The sequence below is a fragment of the Aeromonas media genome (genome assembly GCF_000819985.1).
Taxonomy (GTDB): Bacteria; Pseudomonadota; Gammaproteobacteria; order Enterobacterales; family Aeromonadaceae; genus Aeromonas; species Aeromonas media.
On record NZ_CDBZ01000215.1, the window covers coordinates 1 to 689 of the forward strand.

General features: G+C 66.6%; 1 protein-coding gene. It reads right to left on the reverse strand.

Features of this window, described 5'->3' with window-relative positions:
• Positions 1–501, reverse strand: a 501-nt coding sequence (locus tag BN1127_RS19520) for a LysR family transcriptional regulator (protein WP_042650544.1), incomplete at its 3' end; no start/stop codon positions are given.
• Positions 502–689: the final 188 nt, after the last annotated feature.

The window sequence follows — 689 nt, forward strand, 5'->3', positions numbered from 1 at the left end:
CAGGGTGCTGAGACAGGGGGCGAGGCGGCGGGCGACCAGGCTCGAATCCTCCAGCTCGCCGATGCGCACCGCCACGTCGAACCCCTCGGCCACCAGATCCTGCTGGGCGTCGCTCATCTCTAGCTGCAACTGCACCTCGGGGTGGAGGGCGAGAAACTCGGGGACAAGGGGGGCGATGTGGCGCCGGCCATAGACCATGGGCACAGTTACCCGCAGCAGGCCGCGGGGGGCCGATTGCAGGGCGCCGATGGCATCTTCCCCGTCGCTGGCCAGACGCACCGCATGGCGGACCGTCTCGAAGTAGCGCTCCCCCGCCTCGGTGAGGGTGAGGGAGCGGGTGGTGCGATAGATGAGCTGGCAGCCGAGGGCCTGCTCGAGCTGGCTCACCTTCTTGCTCAGCACCGACTTGCTGAGGCCGAGCTGGCGGGCGGCGCCGGAGAAACTGCCCGACTCCACCACGGCGACGAAGGCCGGGAGCAGGGCGAAGGCATCCTGGTTCATGCTGTTCTCAATATGGAAACAATGTTGTTCCGGAAGGGTAGATTATCCCCGAATCAAAAACAATTTACCCTGCTCGCCAATGACACCAAGGAGCAATCCCATGATCCCCCCTCTTGTTGACCGCGGCCCCGGCCGCCCCGCCCTCGGCCAGACACTCGGCCAGACCCTGGGCGCCCTGGCCGCCTTCG